Origin of the sequence: Streptococcus infantarius subsp. infantarius ATCC BAA-102 (genome assembly GCF_000154985.1) — a bacterium.
GTDB lineage: Bacteria > Bacillota > Bacilli > Lactobacillales > Streptococcaceae > Streptococcus > Streptococcus infantarius.
In genome coordinates, this window is sequence record NZ_DS572692.1 from 62538 (window position 1) to 80800 (window position 18263).

General features: G+C 38.3%; 17 protein-coding genes. 13 read left to right on the forward strand and 4 right to left on the reverse strand.

Annotated features, from left to right (window positions below):
• Positions 1-15 precede the first annotated feature (15 nt).
• A complete protein-coding gene (gene lpdA, locus STRINF_RS05590) occupies positions 16-1755 on the forward strand; it encodes a dihydrolipoyl dehydrogenase (protein ID WP_006532074.1) in 1740 nt (579 codons plus the stop codon).
• Positions 1756-2377: 622 nt separating this feature from the next.
• Here lpdA and STRINF_RS05595 read toward each other — a convergent pair.
• Positions 2378-3271 carry a DMT family transporter gene (locus STRINF_RS05595; RefSeq protein ID WP_006532075.1) on the reverse strand — a complete coding sequence of 298 codons (894 nt, stop codon included), beginning with the start codon at positions 3269-3271 and terminating at the stop codon, positions 2378-2380.
• A 90-nt stretch (positions 3272-3361) separates the two neighbouring features.
• Here STRINF_RS05595 and pdxR point away from each other — a divergent pair, with 90 nt between their 5' ends.
• Together pdxR and STRINF_RS05605 are read left to right on the forward strand one after the other, a co-directional pair.
• Positions 3362-4768 carry a MocR-like pyridoxine biosynthesis transcription factor PdxR gene (pdxR, locus tag STRINF_RS05600; RefSeq protein ID WP_006532076.1) on the forward strand — a complete coding sequence of 469 codons (1407 nt, stop codon included), beginning with the start codon at positions 3362-3364 and terminating at the stop codon, positions 4766-4768.
• A 71-nt stretch (positions 4769-4839) separates the two neighbouring features.
• Positions 4840-5829 carry a lipoate--protein ligase gene (locus STRINF_RS05605; protein ID WP_006532077.1) on the forward strand — a complete coding sequence of 330 codons (990 nt, stop codon included), beginning with the start codon at positions 4840-4842 and terminating at the stop codon, positions 5827-5829.
• A 78-nt stretch (positions 5830-5907) separates the two neighbouring features.
• Here STRINF_RS05605 and STRINF_RS05610 read toward each other — a convergent pair whose 3' ends face one another.
• Positions 5908-6150, reverse strand: a complete 243-nt coding sequence (locus STRINF_RS05610; RefSeq protein WP_043878363.1) for a DUF898 family protein — start codon at positions 6148-6150, stop codon at positions 5908-5910.
• 182 nt (positions 6151-6332) lie between these two features.
• Here STRINF_RS05610 and STRINF_RS05615 point away from each other — a divergent pair, with 182 nt between their 5' ends.
• From STRINF_RS05615 to STRINF_RS10560, 3 genes are all read left to right on the forward strand, one after another.
• On the forward strand, positions 6333-6833 hold the full coding sequence (locus tag STRINF_RS05615) for a pyridoxamine 5'-phosphate oxidase family protein (protein ID WP_115283748.1): 501 nt from the start codon (positions 6333-6335) through the stop codon (positions 6831-6833).
• 129 nt (positions 6834-6962) lie between these two features.
• The gene (locus STRINF_RS10555) at positions 6963-7613 is read left to right on the forward strand and encodes an MATE family efflux transporter (protein ID WP_006532080.1); all 651 of its coding nucleotides are present in this window, start codon (positions 6963-6965) and stop codon (positions 7611-7613) included.
• A gap of 66 nt (positions 7614-7679) precedes the next feature.
• Complete coding sequence (locus tag STRINF_RS10560; RefSeq protein WP_223903563.1) at positions 7680-8327, forward strand: MATE family efflux transporter; 648 nt, start codon at positions 7680-7682, stop codon at positions 8325-8327.
• A 45-nt stretch (positions 8328-8372) separates the two neighbouring features.
• On the opposite strand, the gene STRINF_RS05625 is transcribed toward STRINF_RS10560, so the two are convergent.
• The gene (locus STRINF_RS05625) at positions 8373-9155 is read right to left on the reverse strand and encodes a protein-ADP-ribose hydrolase (RefSeq protein ID WP_006532082.1); all 783 of its coding nucleotides are present in this window, start codon (positions 9153-9155) and stop codon (positions 8373-8375) included.
• 130 nt (positions 9156-9285) lie between these two features.
• Positions 9286-9546 carry a metal-sensitive transcriptional regulator gene (locus STRINF_RS05630; RefSeq protein ID WP_006532083.1) on the reverse strand — a complete coding sequence of 87 codons (261 nt, stop codon included), beginning with the start codon at positions 9544-9546 and terminating at the stop codon, positions 9286-9288.
• Between the two features lie 168 nt (positions 9547-9714).
• On the opposite strand from STRINF_RS05630, the gene STRINF_RS05635 reads away from it, so the two are divergent.
• The 7 genes from STRINF_RS05635 to STRINF_RS05665 all read left to right on the forward strand — a co-directional run bounded on the left by STRINF_RS05635 (position 9715) and on the right by STRINF_RS05665 (position 18255).
• Positions 9715-10014: a rhodanese-like domain-containing protein gene (locus STRINF_RS05635; protein ID WP_006532084.1), complete on the forward strand. Its 300-nt coding sequence runs from the start codon at positions 9715-9717 to the stop codon at positions 10012-10014.
• Positions 10011-11666: an FAD-dependent oxidoreductase gene (locus tag STRINF_RS05640; protein ID WP_006532085.1), complete on the forward strand. Its 1656-nt coding sequence runs from the start codon at positions 10011-10013 to the stop codon at positions 11664-11666. The genes STRINF_RS05635 and STRINF_RS05640 overlap by 4 nt, the downstream gene beginning before the upstream one ends.
• Positions 11659-11961 carry a rhodanese-like domain-containing protein gene (locus tag STRINF_RS05645; RefSeq protein WP_006532086.1) on the forward strand — a complete coding sequence of 101 codons (303 nt, stop codon included), beginning with the start codon at positions 11659-11661 and terminating at the stop codon, positions 11959-11961. Before STRINF_RS05640 ends, STRINF_RS05645 begins: the two co-directional genes overlap by 8 nt.
• A 72-nt stretch (positions 11962-12033) precedes the next feature.
• Entirely contained in the window at positions 12034-12684 is a 651-nt protein-coding gene (locus STRINF_RS05650; protein WP_006532087.1) for an HD domain-containing protein, read from the forward strand.
• A gap of 15 nt (positions 12685-12699) precedes the next feature.
• The gene (locus tag STRINF_RS05655) at positions 12700-13167 is read left to right on the forward strand and encodes a GNAT family N-acetyltransferase (protein ID WP_006532088.1); all 468 of its coding nucleotides are present in this window, start codon (positions 12700-12702) and stop codon (positions 13165-13167) included.
• Positions 13168-13383: 216 nt separating this feature from the next.
• Positions 13384-14946, forward strand: a complete 1563-nt coding sequence (gene guaA, locus STRINF_RS05660) for a glutamine-hydrolyzing GMP synthase (protein WP_006532089.1) — start codon at positions 13384-13386, stop codon at positions 14944-14946.
• Positions 14947-15876: 930 nt separating this feature from the next.
• On the forward strand, positions 15877-18255 hold the full coding sequence (locus STRINF_RS05665) for an AAA family ATPase (RefSeq protein WP_043878365.1): 2379 nt from the start codon (positions 15877-15879) through the stop codon (positions 18253-18255).
• Positions 18256-18263: the final 8 nt, after the last annotated feature.

Genomic DNA, 18263 nt, shown 5'->3' on the forward strand with positions numbered 1-18263 from the left:
TAAGAAAGGAAATTTATGGCAGTAGAAATTATCATGCCAAAGCTTGGTGTGGACATGCAAGAAGGTGAGATTCTCGAGTGGAAATTATCTGAAGGCGATGTAGTGAACGAAGGTGATATTCTTCTTGAAATCATGTCCGACAAAACTAACATGGAAATCGAAGCTGACGACTCTGGTGTGCTTTTAAAAATTGTGCATCCAGCTGGTGATGTGGTGCCAGTGACTGAAGTGATTGGATATATCGGAGCAGAAGGGGAAGTGATTGCTGAAGAGGTCAGTCTCAAGGAAGCTGCTAGTCAACTTGAGTCTGCAGGTCTTGAAGTGCCGAATGCTGTTTCTGCTAAAGCTGGAGTTTTTAGCGCAGCTGATTTAGCGGCAGATGAATATGACTTGATTGTCGTTGGTGGTGGCCCTGCGGGTTACTATGCCGCCATTCGCGGATCTCAGCTAGGGGCTAAAGTTGCTATCGTTGAAAAATCAGAATTCGGTGGGACTTGCTTGAATGTCGGCTGCATTCCAACCAAAACTTATCTAAAGAATGCTGAAATTTTAGACGGCCTTAAAATTGCTGCAGGTCGAGGTATTAATCTTGCCTCAACGGATTATAGCATTGACATGGATAAGACCGTTGATTTTAAAAATACGGTTGTAAAAACGCTAACTGGCGGTGTCCGTTCACTTCTAAAGGCTAATAAAGTAACCATTTTTAATGGACTTGCCAAAGTCAACCCTGATAAAACAGTCCTTATCGGTTCTGAAATCATTAAAGGGCGCAAAATTATTCTTGCTACAGGTTCCAAAGTGTCACGTATCAATATTCCTGGCATTGATTCGCCACGTGTTTTGACATCAGATGAGATTCTTGATTTACGTGAGATGCCGAAATCTCTTGTTGTCATGGGTGGTGGCGTTGTTGGTATCGAGCTTGGTTTGGTCTGGGCATCTTACGGCGTTGAGGTGACTGTTATCGAAATGGCTGACCGCATTATTCCAGCAATGGACAAAGAAATCTCACAAGAATTGCAAAAGATCTTGACTAAAAAGGGCATGACCATTAAGACAAATGTTGGGGTGAGCGAAATCATTGATGAGACAAGTTACTTAAGCTTGAAATTATCAAATGGTGAGACTATCCAAGCTGATAAAGCTCTGCTATCTATTGGACGTGTGCCACAGATGAAAGGTCTTGAAAATCTTGGCTTAGAGATGGACGGCAATCGTATCAAAGTTAACGATTATCAAGAGACGTCAATACCAGGCATCTATGCCCCAGGCGACGTCAACGGTCAGAAAATGCTGGCGCACGCTGCTTACCGCATGGGAGAAGTGGCTGCTGAGAATGCTCTTTCTGGTAATCATCGCAAAGCAAAACTCAAGTACACTCCCGCAGCAGTTTATACGCATCCAGAAGTTGCCATGGTCGGATTGACCGAAGAAGCTGCGCGCAAGCAATACGGTGATATTTTGATTGGCAAATCAAGTTTTTCTGGTAATGGACGTGCTATCGCTTCAAATGAAGCCCAAGGATTTGTCAAAGTCATTGCAGATAGCAAGTACCATGAAATCTTGGGGGTTCATATCATTGGACCAGCAGCTGCAGAGCTCATCAACGAAGCAGCAACTATTATGGAAAATGAATTGACCGTTGATGATGTGGCCCAAGCTATCCATGGGCACCCGACTTTCTCAGAAAACATGTACGAAGCTTTTCTAGACACCATCGGACAAGCCATTCACAACCCACCGAAGAAATAATTTGACATGTACTAAGAATGTTAACACTTGAAAAATTATTTTTAAGTTCTATACTTTTCAAGAAATTAGACATTATGAAATTAACTAGTTTATTGGAAGTGTAATATGAACAAATTTTCCTTATATCTTAGGTTGCTTTATTTTTTAGTATTTGTCTTTGTAACGGCTCTATTTTTATTCTAACCTGAGATAATTGTGGTGCATTTCAATAATGGTATACCTGATGGTTATGACAATAGATTATTTCTTTATGTATTCTTTATTATTTCTGTGTTAATTGGTGAAATCAGTATTCTTTTTTTCAAAATATTATCGAAAAAAAGGAAATACATAAGAGTTTCCGTTACTTTTCCCAGGTGAAATTAGATTTCTTCAGGTTTATTTACTGATAAATTTGGCATTTGTTTGTGCTATGATTCAACAAGTTCTTACCAGTTAGTATAGATTAAAAGGAGTATGAGATAGGATTCTCATGCTTTTTATATGTGAATTTTTTACAAATAAAAAAGGGATTGCAGTCACAATTAAGTGTTTACTGCAATCCTTTTTAGCTGAGCATAAAAATTGAAGTGCGAATTAAGTTTTGAGGATGTTTCTGTTTTGAATGTAACAATTAAAAAGACTAAGCTTTTTCATGTGCGATGTTAGTTGTTGTTTGTGTTTTAGCAAGGTAAACACCTGTTAATGTAATTAAAATGGCGATGACAGTTTGCAGATTTAAGTTCTCGTTAAAAATTACCCAAGCGTATAATGCGGCAACGACTGGCTGAGATAGGGTAATTAAGGATGATAGGCAAGCATTTACTTTTCCCAAACAATAAGCTAATAAGCCTTGTCCTAAAATTTGAGAGAGGAGAGCTAGTGCCAAAAGTGGCCAAAGCTCACCAAAATTCTGTGGCACATAAAAGCCTTCGGTAAAGAAAATCACAGTAGCTAGTACCAGTAGAGTTCCAAAAGCACTGATAAACATAATGATGGTTGATGTTACCGAATCGCGCAATTTGTAAACTGTAATCATAAACATGGCGTAAAAGACAGATGAGCCAAGACTCAGTGAATCTCCAAGCAGACGGTCTGGAGACATACTCACTTTATTTGACATGAGAACCAGCACACCAATAAGTGTAACGAGACCGCCAAACAAAAATTTAGGCGTCATTTTTTCTTTGAATAGGAAATAACTGACTGGAATAACAGTGAATGGGGTAAGATTCACCAAAACATTGGCATTAGCCACACTAGTATACGAAAATGAGCTATTCCATAAAGTTAAATCACCCGCTAAAAATGCTCCCGCTAAAACGATTGTTGCGATTTGTTTGCGGTTTAAAGCCTGTAACTCAGACTTCTTGAGAAAAGGCATCAGCATGGGGATAGAAAATAAAACGCGGTAAAATCCAGTGTTGATTGGTGGTAGGGGACAGAGTTTGACAAAGATGCCACCAGTTGCTAAAAAACAAATAGCTAGAAAAATTAAGAAAATATATTTGCTATCATTTGTACGATTTTGCTTCATTTTTTCACCTCAGTCTAAATTGTAAAGGATACGTGGTATAATAAAAAGTACCGGTATTTAAAAATTTTTAGGTGCCACTTTGGAGGAAATATGATACATCTTAATCGCAGTGCAGGGAGTAGTCCCCTATACCAGCAGATTTACCAGCAGATAAAATCAGATATTTTGCAGGGCTATTTAGCGCCTGATGAGAAACTGTTAGGAACACGAACCCTAGCAAAAATGCTGAGCGTCAGTCGAAATACGGTTGACCGAGCTTACATGCAGCTGACCCTAGAAGGGTATATCGAGAGCCGTCAAAATGCAGGCTTTTACGTTTTAAAAATGCCAAAGGCTTTTCAGTCAGAAAGAACTTTGACCGAGCCCATTTTAAAAACTGAAGCCAAGTCTGATGACGACCACATTGTTTACGATTTGACCAACAGCAGCCATACGAGTAATCTATTTCCCAAGAAAGTTTGGAAAACACATTATCAAAATGCCTTTGATGAGTTAGATAAAGCAGAGCAATTGTCGACCTTGCAGCCTTTTCAGGGAGAGTACAAGCTGAGAAAGGAAATTAGTCGTTATCTGGAGCGTATTCGAGGGGTAAAATGTCACCCAGACCAAATCATTATCACTAGCGGGCTTCAACAATCTTTGGATTATATTTGCCAGTTTTTAGGGAATACGAAAAGAAGTGTCTTGATGGAGGACCCGAGTTATCCCAAGGCGCGTGAAATTTTTAAGAAAAATGCCTATCCAATCGTGACGGCAGAAGTTGATGAGAAGGGTTTGGACTTGACTAAGGTTGATAGGAGTTCGGAGATTGAGATGATTTACACCACACCATCTCACCAATTTCCGCTTGGTATGATTATGCCGATTTCTAGACGTCGTGAACTCTTGAGTTTTGCTGAAGCGTACAATTCTTTTATTCTTGAGGATGACTATGACAGCGAGCTCCGCTATTACCAACGTCCCATTCCAGCCTTGAAATCAATTGACTATCTGGGTCGTGTGATTTATCTGGGGACTTTTTCAAAAATCCTTTCACCGTCTTTTCGTATGGGGTATATGGTTTTGCCAGAACAGTTCACTGAGAGTTTTCTAGAAAAATTCAAGCTTTACAACAGCACGGTCAATCTCTTGAATCAGATTGCTCTAGCAAATATTCTATCAAGTGGTGATTACGACCGTTTGGTTCGCAAGATGAATCATGTTTTTAAAAAGCGCTATGAAGCCTTTAAAAAAGAATTTGAGCAGTTTAATGCTCCCATAAAACTCTCTTCAAACGTCAGTGGACAGTATTTTTTGGTGACTTTTCCGGATAAAATCAACCAGTGTGATGTTATCAAGCGTGCAGAAAAAGAAGGTGTTCGAGTCTACGATACCATGCAATTTTGGCAAGAAAAAGCGGCTTGTCCGCAGGAAAGCCTCTTTCTTGGATTTAGTAAAATTGATTTGGAAGACATCCCAGATTGTGTCAGACGCCTTAGAAAAGCTTGGGAGAATTAATGAGCAAATTAAGAGACGGTGGAATTTGATTCTGATATACTAAGTCTAATGAAAAATGAAGGAGCTTTTAGATGAAATACATCGTTAACAAGTCCCACAATCCCTTTTACAATATTGCCTTGGAAGCTTACGCTTTTCGTGAATTGCGAGACGAAGATGAGCTTTTTATTCTCTGGATAAATGAGCCGACCATTGTGATTGGAAAACACCAGAATGCAATTGAAGAGATTAACAAGGCTTACACTGATGAACACGGGATTCATGTCGTTCGCCGTTTGTCAGGTGGCGGAGCTGTTTATCACGACCTTAATAATTTGAACTACACCATTATTTCTAATAAAACCCAAGAAGGTGCCTTTGATTTTAAGACCTTCTCACAACCTGTCATTGAAACCCTTGCTGATCTTGGTGTGACAGCGACCTTCACTGGAAGAAATGACCTTGAAATCGATGGCAAGAAATTCTGTGGGAATGCACAAGCTTATTACAAAGGACGCATGATGCACCATGGTTGCCTGCTTTTTGACGTGGACATGACTGTTCTTGGTAATGCCCTGCAAGTTTCAAAGGATAAAATTGAATCAAAGGGTGTTAAATCAGTGCGTGCACGTGTGACTAATATCTTAGATGAATTGCCAGAAAAAATGACTGTTGAAGCATTTTCAGAACAATTACTTAACAAAATAAAAGAACAATACCCTGACATGACGGAGTATGTTCTTTCTGAAGCTGATTTAGAAAACATTCAAAATCTAGCCGATAACCAATTTGCCACTTGGGATTGGACTTACGGCAAATCACCAGACTACACCATTAAACGTTCAGTCCGCTACCCAGCAGGTAAGCTGACAAGTTATGTGAAAGTCGAAAAATCTGTGATAACAGGTCTTAAAATTTACGGTGACTTTTTTGGCATCAAAGACGTCTCAGATATTGAAGAAGAACTCATTGGTCTTCGCTATGAATACCAAGACGTCTTAGACAAACTCCTAACCGTAGAGACTACACAATATTTCACTAATATCACCCCACAAGAAATTGCGGGAGCAATCGTGGAATGAAAAAGGACCCAGCTAGCAATTACTAGCTGGTTTTTATATCTATTAATCTAAATGATGTGTGTGTTTGGTAATCCATTGTTATAGCTTGATGTTAAGCCAGAATGAATAAATACCTAGCGTGATGACTGTTAAAATTAACCATTTAATCCAATTTCCAAATAGCTGCATAGCTGTACCATCAAAGTAAAGACGGTGACCGTCGATGACAGTTTGTTTGACCTTCCAATTGATCATAATGCAAATTCCCCATGGGGCACAAATACCAAGTGTTAAAAAGGTAATCAAACTTGCAATAATGCTGTGTCCAATATAACTTAGCAAACCGCTGTCAAAATAGCTTTCGTGTTTTAAAAAATACTCCTTTGTAAAAGTTGTGAAACGTTACTAATTTAGCATATTAGAAGATAGCACGCAAAGAAACACTTTGAAAATGACGTTTTCTATTATTAAAGAGAAAACTACTTTTTGTTATAATGTTTGAAAAAGAGTATGGAGGTAGATTTATGTCAGAGATGAGACGCCGTGATCGTCAAGTGACAGATTTAGCAGAAATTAAGGAGATTATTGAGAAAAATATGATTTTACATTTAGGGCTTTTTGATAAAGAGTTTCCTTACGTGGTTCCTCTTCATTATGGCTATGAATACGATGAAGGAAAGAATCAATTTATTTTTTACATGCACGGTGCAAAACAAGGCCATAAGATTGATTTAATCCATCAAAATCCAAATGCTTGTATCCAAATTGAAGGTGAAGTCATACCAGATTATGACCACGAGATTCCATGTAAGTACGGTGCTTTCTTTACCTCTTTTATCGGACGTGGAAAAGCAGAACTTTTAGAAAAACATGATGAAAAAGCACACGCTTTAAATCAATTAATGCAACATCAAACTGGAAAAAGATTTGAATTCACCGAGAAAATGACCAAGCCAGTAGCCGTGATAAAAGTCGTGGTAACAGATTATTCAGCTAAAGCGAAGAAAATGAAATCCACAAAATAATGAAAAACAGCTAAACCAATGTTTAGTTGTTTTTTATGAAAAGATACAGAAAAATTAAAAAAGCTCTTGACTTTGAGTAGGCTCCAAGGTGTAATATTGATAGTAGCAATTCAAAAATAGGAGGAAAGAATGGATAGTTTTTCGGATAAGGCGTTAGAAAAGAATTACTTTTTTAGTAATCGTGATTTAACCAAACTTTTTATCCCTTTGATCATTGAGCAGGGTTTAGAATTTTTGGTTGGTCTTATTGCCTCAATCATGGTTTCAAGGGTTGGTGAAGCAGCGGTGTCAGGTGTATCCTTGGTTGAATTCTTGATGGCTCTTTTTATCAGTATTTTTGCGGCATTTGCGACTGGTGGTGGGATTGTAGCTGGTCAATATTTAGGTGACCGTGATAGTAAAAATGCCAATAAAGCGGTCAACCAGTTGGTGAAGTTCACTTTGTACTTTAGCTTAGCAATTACGCTTTTGATTTTTGTGATTAAACCTTTTATTTTGAGTCATTTGTTTGGATCAATCACGCCTGAAGTTCACGCGCAAGCTGATCGTTATTTTAATATCGTTGCACTCTCAACACCGTTTATCGCTCTTTACAATTCGGGCGCAGCGATTTTCAGAACCTTAAATAAATCTCGTCTGCCAATGAATATCATGCTGGTGATGAATGGCTTGAATATTGTCATGGGCGTCAGCTTGATTTATGGTTGCGGTTGGGGAGTTGAAGGAGTGGCTGTTCCAATTCTTCTTTCTCGTGTTGGTGCCATGCTGTTAATTCTGTGATTTGCGCATCATATCAAGTCAGATTTGACCTTAGGAAACTTCTTAAAAGAAAAAGTCGACTGGCAGATGATCAAAAAAGTTCTTGGTATTGGACTACCATTTGGTTTTGAAAATGGTATGTTTTTCCTTGGACGATTGATTGTTTTATCAGTTGTTTCCCTTTTTGGAACCGCAGCTATCGCCGCAAATTCAGTTGGTGGAACCATCATTATGTTTCAAGGTTTGCCAGGAATTTCAATTGTACTTGGTTTAGCTGTTATCATTTCAAAATGTGTCGGTGCTGGTGACTATGAGCAGGCTGAGTTTTACAAGCGAAAAGTTAGCTGCATCATTCATGCTGCAAATGCTTTATTTTCAGTAGTTGTCGTTGCTTTAATGCCTTTTTTGATGATGATTTATGATTTGTCAGACCAAGCGACACATTATGTTTGGATTATTGTGCTTGCTCATGGGATTTTAGTGAGTATTTTCTGGAATTCAGGTTATGTCTTGCCTGTAGTCTTTCGTAGTGCGGGAGATGCAAATTTCCCGATGATTATCGGTATCGCTTCAATGCTTTTAGTTCGCGTAGTATGCGCCTACTTTTTATCGGTCAATTTTGGTATGGGAATGCTTGGAACTTGGGTAGCCATGTTCTTAGATTGGTTTGTTAAGGGACTCATCTATGAAATCCGCTACCGCAAAGGCACTTGGAAAAATTACAAATTAGTATGATAAAACTAAAAAAGGAACTGGATAATCCAGTTCCTTTTGAGTTGTTTAATGCAACAATTCGTGATAAATAGCTGCTTCGTCGTCTTGGTCAACATTGAAAATGATTCTTTTGACATACTGACTTTGATCTAGAAATGCTTTAACAGTGTTTACAGCAATTCTAGCAGCATCTTCGTTGATAAAGTGTTTGTCATGATTAGTTGCTAGGGATGATAGGGCAACAGATTCGATTTGATTTTTTTCTGCCAGGGTTAGGCAAGAGAGGTAGCTTTGGGCAAGCAAATCAGCATCAGACTCTGTTAAGTGCTCGTTGATGGCAGGACCAACGGTGTGAAGAATGAATTTTGCTGGAAGGTTGTAACCAGGAGTGATTTTTGCACTACCTTCTGGTTCATCGTGTCCTTGGTCTTTCATAAGATTATAGCATTCCAGACGCAGTTGAACACCGGCATAAGTATGAATGGTATTGTCAGTGCATTCGTGAAGCGGTTGGAAGCAACCTAGCATTTGGCGATTAGCCGTATTGACGATAGCATCGACTTGAAGTCGTGAAATATCACCTTTCCAGACATACAAGCGGTCGTCTGTCGCAAGTGGCTGTAAATGATTTAAAAAAACGACCACCCGTTCAGCTTTTTTTAATTGAAGGTAATCATTTTGCATGATTAAAAAACGCGTTGAGACAGCCATTGGCGGTCTGACATTAAGAAGAGCACGCAAGAGAGTTTCTTGTCCAGGTAAGTCATCTGGAACATCGATGGCTTTAAATTGCGGATTCTCCATAATAAGGTAATCTAATAGGAAGCTTACCATTTCTTTCTTAGTCATATGGACTCCTTACTAATTTTAAAATCGCTTTCCCAAATACTAGTATATCACCTTTTTAAGGAATTCGCATCAAGAAAAAGAAGTTTGAAAGTTGAAATTAAAAAAGTAGAGATTACTTTGAGGTCAATCTCTACTTTTTAATAATCAAATCAATAGCTTTAGCAAGATTCTCTTCTTGTTGTTTAGGGTCTGCCACGGGCTCTTCGATGACTTGATTGATTTTATTGCCAATGACAATACCAATGGTACGATTAATACTTGAGCGAACAGCAGTTAGTTGTGTCACGATATCAATACATTCTTGGTCTTCGTCAATCATTTTTTGAATGCCCCGAAGTTGGCCTTCGGCACGTTTTAAACGGTTGATAATATCTTTTTTATCTGTTTTCATGAGGACTCCTTTGATTTTATTATACCGGTGGTAGGTATAATTGTCAAACCTAAGACCTTTTCGTTGACAGGATGAAAGTAGCTATGATATTATTTTATCATACCTATAGGGGTATTCGATGGAAAGGAGAAAAAGCTTATTTTTCTTAAAAAACTATTTTCTCAGTCAGTGAGAACAATTACGACAAGTGAACTAGAAGCTGTTATGCAGGACAAGTCTACGGTTTTACTAGATGTGCGAACAGCTCAAGAATACGCTGGGGGGCATATTAAAGGAGCACGGCTTTTCCCGCTTGACAGAATTCATACCTACGAGGGTAAAAAAGGTAGTACGATTTACTTGATTTGTCACTCTGGCACACGTAGTAAGCGTGCAGCTAAACTTTTGAGTCAAAAAGGCTATGATGCGATTTCGGTCAAAGGTGGCATGATGGCTTGGCAAGGAAAAATCATTGGAGGAAAGAAATGACTAAGATTATTATTGTTGGTGGTGTCGCTGGGGGTATGTCAGCTGCGACACGTCTTCGCCGCTTGATGGAAGACGCTGAAATTATTGTTTTTGATAAAGGACCATACGTGTCATTTGCTAACTGTGGCTTACCTTTTCATGTTTCTGGAGAAATAGCAGAGCGTGATAATTTGCTAGTTCAGACACCTGAGCGATTGAAGGCGCGCTTTAACATTGATGTCCGTCCAGAATCAGAGGTCTTATCAGTTGATGCAGACAAAAAAGAAATCACTGTTCGTCATGATGATAAGGTCTACACAGAATCATATGATAAATTAATCCTATCACCAGGTGCCAAACCATTTGTCCCAGAAATGGAAGGTCTAGACAGTGCAGATAATGTTTTTGTGCTTCGCAATATTCCAGATTTGGATAAAATCATGACTGCTTTATCTGATGTACAATCAGGAAATGCGACAGTCATCGGTGCTGGATTTATCGGGCTTGAAATGGCAGAAAGCTTGGCTAAAAAAGGTTTGAACGTGACTATCGTTGAAAAAGCCCCGCATGTTTTGCCACCACTCGATGAAGAAATGGCAGCCTTTGTGAAAAACGAATTGGCTCGAAACGGTATCACAGTTTACACTAATCAATCTGCCAAAGCTTTCAAAGAAAATGGAAAAGTGATTATTTTGGAAGACGGTAGTGAGTTGACTTCAGATATTACTATTATGTCTGTTGGGGTTCAACCTGAATCAAGTCTCGCTAAAGAAGCTGGTCTTGAGCTCGGCCTTCGTGGCGGTATTTTGGTTAACCAAAACTACCAAACAAGTAACCCAGATATTTACGCAGTGGGTGATGCCATTATTGTCAAACAAGAAATTACTGGTCAAGATGCGCTTATTTCTCTTGCTAGTCCAGCTAACCGTCAAGGCCGTCAAGTTGCGGATAACATTGCTGGCATTGCGCGTCAGAATAAAGGTAGTATCGGAACAGCTATTGTGCGTGTCTTTGATTTAGCAGCTGCTTCAACAGGACTTAGCGAACGTATTGCTCGTCAAAACTTTGATGATGTTGCTGTTGTTCATACGAATAACAAGGACCATGCTGGATACTATCCAGGAGCAACTGATGTTGTTTTGAAATTGATTTTCAATAAGAAAACTGGTGTTATTTATGGAGCTCAAGCAGTTGGTCAAAAAGGTGTTGATAAACGTATCGATGTTTTAGCGACAGCCATTAAAGCAGGCTTGACCGTGGTAGATCTTCCTGAATTAGAATTTACTTATGCGCCACCATTTGGAGCAGCAAAAGATCCGGTTAATATGGCAGGATATGCTGCACTTAATATCATTGAAGGCGTTAGTGAATCTATCCAATGGTATGAATTAGCTGACGAATTAGCCAAAGGCAAGGTCTTTCTTGATGTCCGTACTGAAGCAGAAGTTGCTAGAGGTTATATTGCAAATGGTATTAACATACCACTAGATAGTTTGCGTGACCGTTTGTCTGAGTTAGACCCTAACAAGGAATACATTATTAGCTGTCACAGCGGTCTTCGTTCTTACATTGGCGAACGTATCTTGAAACAAAATGGCTTTAAAGTGAAGAACCTTGATGGGGCATACCACCTCTATAGTACTGTAAAACCAGAGGAGATTAAACGTGATTAAATACATTTCAGCTAGTCAACTACAAGAGGCTTTAAAGGAACAGCCATTAAACATTATTGATGTCCGTGAGCGAGTGGAGTTTGCCATGGGACACATTCCAACAGCAGTTAACCTTCCTTTGAGTGAATTTGTATCTGTCTACCAAGCACTTGATAAAGATAAAACATATCATATCATTTGCCAAAGTGGTGCCCGTTCAGAACAAGCCTGCTTTTTTCTAGATGACCAAGGCTATAAAGTGGTAAATGTTGATGGTGGCACATCAGCGTGGCCAGGAGCATTAGAATACCAATAGAACATTCTCTTTAAACATATTCCTATTTTTTAGCAGGGCAAATTTGTCCTGCTTTTATGATATAATCATTTTATGACTGATAAAAATGATATTTTACAAAGGGCTGAAAAGCTTGTTTATGATAAATTACACGCAGAAGCTAGTGGTCATGACTGGTGGCATGCGGTTCGTGTGAGAAATACAGCGCGTGAATTAGCTGAAAAAGAAGGAGCAGATAGCTTTATCTGTCAGTTGACAGCTTTGGTGCATGATATGGCTGATGAAAAGTTAAATGATGATCCTAAGCAAGCTCTAGCTAATTTAAAAGCTTGGCTCGTTGAGCAGCAACTTTCTCAAGCAGACGTTGAACACATTATTCAAATCATCAATACCATGTCTTTTAAAGGAGATGGTAGCAGTGTTCCAGCAACTTTAGAAGGAAAAGTTGTGCAAGATGCTGACCGTTTGGATGCTATTGGTGCGATTGGTATTGCGCGTTGTATGGCTTATTCGGGCAGCAAGGGTCGTCCAATTCATGACCCCAGCATGACTGCCCGTGAACATTTGACTGCTGAGGAGTATCGTAATAGCAAGGACACAGCAATCATGCATTTTTACGAGAAACTGCTTAAACTTAAAGACTTGATGAACACAAGCCACGCTAGAAAAATGGCTGAGCACCGCCACGCTGTTTTGGAAGAATTCTTAAAAGAATTCTACGCAGAATGGGACGGCAAGTTGTAAGAAGGAGAGACTAATATGACGATTAGACGAGCAAAAGAAAGTGATATTTCAAAACTGATTGATTTACTAGAGCAAGTTCTCTTGGTGCACCACAAGGTTAGACCTGATTTGTTCCAAGAAAAGGGTGTCAAATATACGGAAACCCAATTAGCTGAGTTGATTGCTGATGATAATCGTCCGATTTTTGTCTATGAAGACGAAGAGGGAGAAGTTCTTGGACATATGTTTACCATTATCGAGCATTCATCAGCGCCAAAAGTGCCGCAAAAGACACTTTTTGTTGATGACTTGTGTGTGGATGAAGCTGCGCGTGGGCAAAAGATTGGTGAGCAGTTATATCAGTTTGCCTTGCAGTATGCCAAAGAGATTGGTTGTTACAACTTAACGTTGAATGTCTGGAGTGCTAATAAATCAGCAGTTCGCTTCTATGAACGCCAAGACATGACACCTCAAGAAACACGCATGGAACAGATTATTGATTAAAAAATAGAAGTCACGAGCAATCGTGGCTTTTTAGCAACTAAATTTTCCAAAATCAAGCGTAGAAAACGCTTTAGTTAATTATATAATTATGTGAATAGTTGTTAAATTTCTAATTTTAATAAGATACCTAAAATCTACTGCCAAATGTATAAATTTATGCTACAATTAAAGTGAATACTGTTAGCCAAAGGGCTGACGTTAATAGAAAGGGTAATAATGACTGACAAATCTACTTTGAACGATGTTCAAAAAATCATTGTTCTTGACTATGGTAGCCAGTACAACCAATTGATTGCTCGTCGTATCCGTGAATTTGGTGTCTTCTCTGAACTACGAAGCCACAAAATAACAGCTGATGAAGTTCGCGCAATTAACCCAATTGGTATCGTACTTTCAGGTGGTCCAAATTCAGTTTATGCTGACAATGCCTTTGGTATTGATGAGGAAATTTTTGAATTGGGTATTCCAATTCTTGGTATCTGTTATGGTATGCAATTGTTGACTGACAAACTTGGTGGTAAAGTTGTTCCAGCTGGACAAACTGGTCACAGCGAATACGGTCAATCAACACTTCGTCTAAAAGCTAAATCAGAACTTTTTGCTGAAACACCAGATGAACAAACTGTTTTGATGAGCCACGGCGATGCTGTTACTGAAATTCCTGCAGGCTTCCACTTGGTTGGGGACTCTGCTGATTGCCCTTACGCAGCAATTGAAAATACTGAGAAGAAAATCTTCGGTATCCAATTCCACCCAGAAGTTCGTCACTCAGTATATGGTAAGGATATTTTACGTAACTTTGCTTTCCGAATCTGTGGTGCTAAAGGCGATTGGTCAATGGATAACTTCATTGACTTGCAAATCAATGAAATCCGTCAAAAAGTTGGTGACCGTAAAGTTCTTTTGGGACTTTCAGGTGGTGTTGACTCATCAGTTGTAGGTGTCCTTCTTCAACGTGCTATCGGTGACCAATTGACATGTATCTTCGTTGACCACGGTCTTCTTCGTAAAGGAGAAGGTGACCAAGTTATGAACATGCTTGGTGGTAAATTCGGATTGAATATCATTCGTGTTGATGCTTCAAAACGTTTCTTAGACCTTCTTGCTGGCGTTGATGACCCAGAGAAAAAACGTAAAATCATCGGTAATGAATTTGTCAGTGTATTTGACGACGAAGCAAGAAAACTTAAAGGTGTTGACTTCTTAGCACAAGGTACTCTTTACACAGACGTTATCGAATCTGGTACAGATACAGCCCAAACAATCAAATCACACCACAACGTTGGTGGTCTTCCAGAAGACATGCAATTTGAATTGATTGAACCACTTAACACACTTTTCAAAGACGAAGTTCGTGCGCTTGGTACAGCTCTTGATATGCCTGACGAAATCGTTTGGCGTCAACCATTCCCAGGACCAGGACTTGCTATCCGTGTGATGGGTGAAATCACAGCAGAACGTCTTGAAACAGTTCGTGAATCTGATGCTATCCTTCGTGAAGAAATTGCTAAAGCTGGTCTTGATCGTGATATCTGGCAATACTTCACAGTTAACACAGGTGTGCGCTCAGTTGGTGTTATGGGTGACGGACGTACTTATGATTACACAATCGCAATCCGTGCAATCACATCAATCGACGGTATGACAGCAGACTTTGCACGTATCCCATGGGATGTTCTTCAAAAAATCTCTGTTCGTATCGTAAATGAAGTTGACCACGTTAACCGCATCGTATACGATATTACAAGTAAACCACCCGCAACAGTTGAGTGGGAGTAATGCACAGCGATTCGCAGTACGTTAGTACAAGACCCCTGCAATAGTGGCCTAAGAGCAAGGAGTGAAAACGACGCAGCGATTAGTTAGCCACGAACTGCTGCGAGTTTAAACGATATAACCACTTAGAACAAGCTAGTCTAAGTGGTTTTTATGTTCGACACAAGAAGTACCATCAGAACTGATATCTCCCTGCGATAGCTGTCTCAGAACAAGGAGTAAAAAGAGACGACGTGATGAGTTAACAGCGAACCACTGGAGATAAAGAAAGCTAGTCAGATTAGACTAGCTTTTTTAGTTTAAAAATCCAAGTACAAGAGAGCTGATGTATTCCCCCTCCCCCTGCAACAGCGGTCTAAGAGCAAGGAGTAAAAATGATGATGTGATTAGTTTTAGCTAGCCATGAACTGCTGCGAGTTTAAATGATACAACGACTGATAAGTGAAGCGCCATCAGAGTTGATGTCCCCCCTGAAATAGTGGCCTAAGAACAAGAAGCAGAAACTATGGATGATTTCAAGACAGTTTTTCTCACAGAGAAAAACCAGCAACTATATGGTGGCTGACAAGACTTAGACACTTCATTTGATTGACAAGGAAACAGTAAAAATATTTCAAAGTTTAATCATGGCTTATTGTAAATGCATCAGCTAAATTAGAAAATGAACTTATAAGTACGCAAGTGCTGGAAAAATTGTAGAACACTGAGTTATAATATAGAGGATCTCTGTGAATTTATTATTGATGAGGATGAGGTAAGAATAAAAATTAGTTTGGAGACAAAGGTAAGAGAGAAAATTGATAAGAAACTCTTGTATATCCATTATTGATGGAATCTTATTTATTGAGAAAATAATAAAATTTTAGTAAGGGTAAATAGGGAAATAATAGTAAAGAGAGCAAATAATATATTTTGGAGGGAGACAACGAGGACATGATTGAAGATATTGCATCAATAAAGATTAAAGGAGGTATTTTTGAAACAGAAACAGATTTGCCTATATTTGAAAAAGAAAAGACCCAAAAACCAAATTTTTCTCTGATTTATGGAAAAAACGGAAGTGGCAAGAGTACCATATCGCGTGGATTTAGAAAGATTACTGGCGATGAGGAGTTGCAAATCGAATCAATGGAATTACTCGACGCGGACGGCTCCACTATAGAGGTTTGTGAAGAAGAAAAAAATAATACTTATGTATTTAATGAAGAATTTATAGAAGACAATATTAAAATCGAGGATGACGGATTAAGTGCAATAGTTGTAATGGGCGCAGTTAAAGATGTTGACGACAATATAAAACAGATTCAGCCTACTTATGAGAAGAGTTTATCTGAGGCGCAAGCACAGAAAGAAGTTTTTAATAAATACTCAGATAGTGACAATAATCTTTGTCCAGAATACTATATAAACAAAATGCAGGAAGCGCTAAAAGGTGATAATAGTTGGGCTTCACGAGATGCAAAGATTCGTAACAACAAGACTAATAGCAAGGTTAGACGTAATACATATACTCAGTTTGTAGAGTTACATCCAACAAAAAGCAGAGATGAGTTAGTGTTGGTTTATGATGCTACGATGAAAAAGTTGGAAGCTGCAAAAAGTGGTAGTAAAAGAATTGAGACTGTTGTTCCAACTTTAGAAACGTTTGAGGATATTGAGAACGATATTGTAAATCTTCTTAAAGAAAAAATAGAAAAACCTGTTTTGTCAGAAAGGGAGAAATCACTATTTCATATTCTTCAAGATGATAACGGTAATCAAAAATTGACTAATATAAAAAATCATTTTACTGGTCCTCAGAAAATAACTTGTCCGTTTTGTTTTCAAGATGTTGATGAGAAGTATGCGGATGATTTGGTGCAGAGTATAGAGAAGATTCTTAGTAAAAAGGTCGAAGAACATCAAGGTAAATTGTTGAAAGCCAGATTATCTATTTTTGAGGTAAACCTTGTGGCCTTTAATGAATTATCACCAGAAAAAGTCAAAGAGTGTGAGACAAAAATCGGGGTACTTAATTCTTCGATAGAACAAGTAAATGAGTTGATTAATCAGAAAATCGAAAACGTATATAAACCGATATTGAACGAAGGTTTTTGTTTAAAGAATAAGTACGATGAGTGTGTAGCTTCTTTGGAAGAGTTGGAGGAGGCGCGAAAATCTTTTAATGAAAAAACCACAGCTACTAAACCTCTTATAAAAGAGCTTACTAATGTAAATAATGAGATTGCATATTATGATTTGAAGGAATTATACGAAAAGTATCAAAAGCAAATTGCAGAGAAGAAAACAGAAGAGGAAAAATCTAATAAATTAAATCAAACTGCAAATGATCTTAGAAAGAAAATTGAGGTATTAGAGCAGGAGAAGAAAAATGCACGTATAGCCATGAAAGCTATTAATGACGATTTGGCCTATATTTTCTTTTCTAAGACAAGATTAAGGATTGATTATGACCATGATAAATACGTCCTTTATTCACATGAAAGATTAGTGGAACCCGGAAACGTTTCGGTTGGAGAAAGAAATGCAATAGGGCTTTGCTATTTCTTTAATAGAATAATGGAGAACAAGGATGAAGAGAAAGTCTTTAATTCTAAGTATTTGCTGGTTATCGACGATCCAGTGTCGAGTTTCGATATGGAAAATCGCATAGGTATATTATCCTATTTGAAATATAAATTGGGGCAATATTTGAAGGGAAATGATAAATCGAAATTTTTGTTATTTACTCATGATATGCAGACATTTTATGATATGCGCCATTTTGTGCTTGAATTGCTAAGCTCTAAATATAAAAACGGAGCAAGCAAGTATGTTAGAGATTGGGAGCTTAAAAATAAGAGCGTCGATAAAATAGATATACAAAAGAGGAATGAATATACAGCTTTACTTGGAACGGTGTTTGATTATGCTGATGCTGAGGAGATTGATACACAATATTCTGTCAGTATTGGTAATGTTATGCGAAAAGTAATGGAGGCATTCGGTACATTTGTGTATAAGAAAGGAATGGCTCAGCTTTCTACAGATGAAAGCATTATGGCAAATCTTTCAAAAGAAGATCAGGCTTATTACGAAAATTTAATGTATAGGCTTGTATTGAATACGGGCAGCCACATGGAGGAAAAGGTAAAAACAATAGACGATATGAATTTCTTTGATTACATTTCAGATGCAGATAAACGAAGAACTGCAAGAGATGTTATTTGCTTTCTATATAAGATAAATCCGCTTCATGTTAAAGCTCATTTGCAGGGTAAAGAAAATGCAGTGGAAAAGATAGAGATGTGGTGTGAAGCAATATCCGCTTAATCAAATAA

What these genes read in the sequence shown, in the direction of transcription:
- lpdA (WP_006532074.1), top strand. Translation starts at nt 16, where the DNA reads ATGGCAGTAGAAATTATCATGCCAAAGCTTGGTGTGGACATGCAAGAA.
- STRINF_RS05595 (WP_006532075.1), bottom strand. Translation starts at nt 3,271, where the DNA reads ATGAAGCAAAATCGTACAAATGATAGCAAATATATTTTCTTAATTTTT.
- pdxR (WP_006532076.1), top strand. Translation starts at nt 3,362, where the DNA reads ATGATACATCTTAATCGCAGTGCAGGGAGTAGTCCCCTATACCAGCAG.
- STRINF_RS05605 (WP_006532077.1), top strand. Translation starts at nt 4,840, where the DNA reads ATGAAATACATCGTTAACAAGTCCCACAATCCCTTTTACAATATTGCC.
- STRINF_RS05615 (WP_115283748.1), top strand. Translation starts at nt 6,333, where the DNA reads ATGTCAGAGATGAGACGCCGTGATCGTCAAGTGACAGATTTAGCAGAA.
- STRINF_RS10555 (WP_006532080.1), top strand. Translation starts at nt 6,963, where the DNA reads ATGGATAGTTTTTCGGATAAGGCGTTAGAAAAGAATTACTTTTTTAGT.
- STRINF_RS10560 (WP_223903563.1), top strand. Translation starts at nt 7,680, where the DNA reads ATGATCAAAAAAGTTCTTGGTATTGGACTACCATTTGGTTTTGAAAAT.
- STRINF_RS05625 (WP_006532082.1), bottom strand. Translation starts at nt 9,155, where the DNA reads ATGACTAAGAAAGAAATGGTAAGCTTCCTATTAGATTACCTTATTATG.
- STRINF_RS05630 (WP_006532083.1), bottom strand. Translation starts at nt 9,546, where the DNA reads ATGAAAACAGATAAAAAAGATATTATCAACCGTTTAAAACGTGCCGAA.
- STRINF_RS05640 (WP_006532085.1), top strand. Translation starts at nt 10,011, where the DNA reads ATGACTAAGATTATTATTGTTGGTGGTGTCGCTGGGGGTATGTCAGCT.
- STRINF_RS05650 (WP_006532087.1), top strand. Translation starts at nt 12,034, where the DNA reads ATGACTGATAAAAATGATATTTTACAAAGGGCTGAAAAGCTTGTTTAT.
- STRINF_RS05655 (WP_006532088.1), top strand. Translation starts at nt 12,700, where the DNA reads ATGACGATTAGACGAGCAAAAGAAAGTGATATTTCAAAACTGATTGAT.
- guaA (WP_006532089.1), top strand. Translation starts at nt 13,384, where the DNA reads ATGACTGACAAATCTACTTTGAACGATGTTCAAAAAATCATTGTTCTT.
- STRINF_RS05665 (WP_043878365.1), top strand. Translation starts at nt 15,877, where the DNA reads ATGATTGAAGATATTGCATCAATAAAGATTAAAGGAGGTATTTTTGAA.